Source organism: Dehalococcoidia bacterium (genome assembly GCA_041653995.1).
Classification (GTDB): domain Bacteria; phylum Chloroflexota; class Dehalococcoidia; order GIF9; family UBA5629; genus CAIMUM01.
Genome location: JBAZEK010000045.1, coordinates 1 through 3,999, shown reverse-complemented (window position 1 = coordinate 3,999; position 3,999 = coordinate 1). Strand labels below are relative to the sequence as shown.

Sequence of the window (3,999 nt, the reverse complement as noted above, 5' to 3'; positions counted from 1 at the left end):
TTTTTGCGCAGGCAGGAAAACCTGTTGTTCTGATTGCGGTAGTACCAGCAGCGGATGTCCTGGCAGATGTTGCCCCCGATGGTGCCCATGTTGCGCAGGTTGGGTGAGGCGGTCCTGCCGGCGGCCTGCGCCAGCGCGGCGTATTTGGACTTGATGACGGGATCGGCGGCGATATCGGCCAGCAGCGCCAGCGCGCCGATGTTGAGGGTGCCGCCCTTTTCCTTGATGTCGCTCAGGCCCTGTATGGTCTTGATGTTGATCAGGGCCTCGGGATAGGCGGGCAGGATGGAGTCCTTCATCTTGCCCAGGATATCGGTGCCGCCTGCGATGACGGCGGCGCGTTCACCGTAGCGGCCCATGAGGGCCACGGCCTCGTCTACACTGTATGCGTTGAAGTGTTTGAAATTCTTCACGATAACCCCCTTATTTCGCGGCCCGCAGCTTGCCGGCGGCTTCCTTCACGGCGATGGGATGCTGCGGATAGGTGCTGCAGCGGCAGAGGTTGCCCGCCAGCGCGTCGACGATCTCCTCCTCGCTGGGGTCCTGGTTGCGATCGAGCAGGGCCTTGGAGGCGACGACGAAGCCGGGCGTGCAGTAGCCGCACTGCATGGCGTGGTTGTTGACATAGGCTTCGATCAGGGGATGGCCGTCGGCTGCGATGCCCTCGACGGTCTCGACGGTCTTGCCGTCGCACTCGATGGCCAGCATCATGCAGGAGAGGACGGGTTTACCGTCCACGATCATGGTGCAGGAGCTGCAGGCGCCGCGGTCGCAGAACTGCTTGGATCCCGTCAGGCCGAGTATGTCGTGGATGAGGTAGTAGAGGGTCCAGTTCGGCTCCACCAGGAAGGTGTGCTCCGCCCTGTTGATAGTCAATTTTATACGGCCTTCCGCTGTGGGCAGGCCGCGTCCCTTGTGCGATTTGAAGACATGGCTTTTCAGGCCGTCCTGCGTGTCGTGTGATTCCCCGCAGTAGGGGCAAACGAAATTCTTAATCTCCTTACTCAAGTTCTCGTCCTCCTCTTTCGAAGCTTTGTTTTAAACCTATATCTTGCCCAGGGCTTTCAATACTCTGTCCGGTGTGACGGGGAAATCGTAAACCCAGACGCCGATGGCATTGTATACCGCCGGACCTATCAAATGCGGAACGACAGTGGCAATATCCTCGCCGATGCCCACGAGTCCATATGGTCCGTATCCCAGGCCCGTCTCCACCAGGATGGTACTAATGGGACCTACATCCTTAATGGTGGGGATCTTGTAGTCGATAAGGTTACCGTTGAGCATTACGCCGGTGACAGGATCGTGAACCATTTCCTCCAGCTTGCCGCGACCTACCCCCATAATGCTGCCGCCGTATTGCTGTCCCTCGCAGCTCATCCTGTTTATCACTTTGCCGACATCATTGACATTGACTATTCTGGTGACGAAAACCTCTCCCGTCTCGGTGTCGACCTCGACCTCCATGAAGTGGGCCTGCCGGCAGAATTTCTCCCGTGGACTGTGCGGGTTGTACTCTCCCTCCTGAACGTGGAAAGCATGGGCGAAGAGAGGCTCCGTCCAGGCGCTCCTTGCTCCGAAGAGCTCGGCGTTGCTGACAGGCCCCTGTATGGCCATCAGCCTGGCGTAGTCGGCCAGGCTGATCCAGCGGGAGGGGTCGGACCTGACAAAAATACGGCTGTCTTTGATATCCAGATCTTCCGGCTTCACGTTGGGGAAAGCGGGCGCGTAGCTTCCCCTCTGCGAAGGCGAGCTTGGGCTGGTGGCGGATTCAAGTATCTTCTGTTTGAGTATCCGGGCCGCATGACGCACCGCCCAGCCGTTGGCCGATGTCCCGCAGGATGAGTCCGGCGAATTGAGGTGGAAGCCTGGATCGAATTGCGGATTAAAATGTACATCCTCAAGCCGCATACCCAGCTCTTCCGCTGCTATCTGGCAGTAAGCGGTTTCCGCGCCCACACCGTTATCGCAGTGTATTCCCAGCAGTGTGGCCGTGCCGTCGCTGCGCTCGATACGGATAGCGATTTCTCCGCTGCCGGTGGAATCGGACCACTCATGCCCCCAGGTGAATCCGACGCCGTGCATGCGTCCATTAGGGAGCTTCCTGCTTCCGGGCTTATGCCATATCTCGTCCCATTTGAACTCCGCCTTGCCCTTCTCGATGCACTCCTTCAGGCTGTCACGCACAACGAAGCCACGCTTCTTCTTTTGCTCGTTGAGCCAGTTCATATCATGGCCCTGGCAGCCGTCGTTCTTCAGGGCTACTTCCGTCGGGTCCATTCCACATTCAGCCGCAACGCGGTCCATGACCAGGGTCTGAACCAGTATCGGCACAAGCATCTCGCAGCGTATTCCAACCGAAGGCCCCTTGTTGACCCAGATAGACTTGATCTGTCCCTTGAGATGGGGAACCCTGGTATTTTCATGAAAGTGCACTACAGGACTGAAAGCCGGATGGATAGCGCTGGCATGATATACGGTGCCATCTACGGCTGTGATCGTACCGTCGTTCTTGAAACCGACTTTTACCAGATAAACACCCTCGTCCATGGAGCTGCCGTAAAAGTCCTCCCTGCGGCTCAGAATATATTTAACCGGTCTTTTGAGTCTCTTCGAGACCACGGCGGCGCAGTAGAGCCCGCCGAAGCTCCAATCAACGTGGGTCCAGCCTCCGAAGGTAGCGCCCTGATACGGCATATGCAGCTGTATCTTGTTCATGGGAATGCCGCCGAACCAGGTGGTTATATTACGTTTGGCCACAAAGGGCCTCTGGTTCTTCACCCAGACCTCTGCGTGGTCCCCATTCCATCTCCAGACTCCACAGGGTCGCTCCGGGCATATCCAGGTATGGCCGTAGCGGTTGACCTTGAATTCAACTACCTTGTCTGCTTCAGCGAATCCTTTTTTGATATCTCCATGTATCAGCTCGTCCAATACACCCCTGTTCCAGAAGTTGCCGTCTGAATAGCGCTCGGGGTATGTGAGAGGAGCTCCCGGTTCGCTGGCCGCCACGGGGTCGAGCATGAAGGGTCGCTGCTCCCACTCGATTTCAATCAGGGAGAGCGCCTCTTCAGCTATTGCCTCGGTATCGGCAGCCACGGCTGCGCCCATCGGCTGTCCCTCGAAGTGTGCTACACAATCAAGCGGCCTGTCGTTCTGGAAAATTGGGAAATATCCGATGTTTTCCGTTTCAGGTAATCCGGGATCATCATAGCGGAGCACATGACGCACTCCCGGCAGCTTCTCGGCTTTGCTCGTGTCCATCCTGACTATTTTGGCATGGGGGTAGGGAGAGTCAATAAATCTCATATGCAGCATGCCCGGCAACTGGATGTCCATGGTATATTCAGCCTGCCCCGAAGCTTTGGCCAGGCCGTCCACATTTCGTGGTATCTTCTTACCAATATACTTGTATTCACTTAGCGGATATTTGTCCGACTTCAGGTTGTCGAACATCTCGATCATGCGTTCTGTTTGAATCTCTGATTCTTTGCTCACCTGTTTCCCTCCGTTGTTTTAGCCAATTCACCGCCGAGGTAGCTGCGTAGAAACTGCGATTGGTCGACCCTGTCTATATACTCGTTATAGAAATATCTCAGTGAGTCCAATACAGGCACTGCGGCCGCCTGTCCCAGCCCGCACAGCGAGGCTGCCGCCATCGTGCGTGCCAGCTCCTCCAGCGTACTTATATCCCTCTCCCTGCCATCCCCCTGCCGCAGACGCCCGTATATCTCCAGCATGACCTCGGTCCCCTCGCGGCAGGGCGTGCATTTGCCGCATGATTCCTCGTTGAGGAAGCGTATGTCGTTATAAACGATGTCGATGATGTCCCGGGTCGAATTGAATACCATTACCGCACCCGATCCCAGAAAGGTCTCATGTGAGAGGGGAGTATCGATCATGTAGCCGGGTATGATATTGCCGGTCGCCCCGCCTATCTGCACCGCCTTTATATCGGCGGCCCCGGCCAGGCCGACAACCAGCTCCTTGAGCGTACTG

Annotated in this window: 4 protein-coding genes; all 4 read right to left on the bottom strand. The window is 56.8% G+C overall.

Annotated features, from left to right (window positions below; all coding sequences use genetic code 11):
• A partial coding sequence (locus tag WC359_15020; protein MFA5401761.1) for an FAD binding domain-containing protein occupies positions 1-413 on the bottom strand: 413 nt, incomplete at its 3' end.
• Positions 414-423: 10 nt separating this feature from the next.
• Positions 424-1,008 carry a (2Fe-2S)-binding protein gene (locus WC359_15015; protein ID MFA5401760.1) on the bottom strand — a complete coding sequence of 195 codons (585 nt, stop codon included), beginning with the start codon at positions 1,006-1,008 and terminating at the stop codon, positions 424-426.
• Between the two features lie 36 nt (positions 1,009-1,044).
• Positions 1,045-3,498 carry a xanthine dehydrogenase family protein molybdopterin-binding subunit gene (locus tag WC359_15010; GenBank protein MFA5401759.1) on the bottom strand — a complete coding sequence of 818 codons (2,454 nt, stop codon included), beginning with the start codon at positions 3,496-3,498 and terminating at the stop codon, positions 1,045-1,047.
• A partial coding sequence (locus WC359_15005; GenBank protein MFA5401758.1) for an NADH-ubiquinone oxidoreductase-F iron-sulfur binding region domain-containing protein occupies positions 3,495-3,999 on the bottom strand: 505 nt, incomplete at its 5' end. The genes WC359_15010 and WC359_15005, both read right to left, overlap by 4 nt.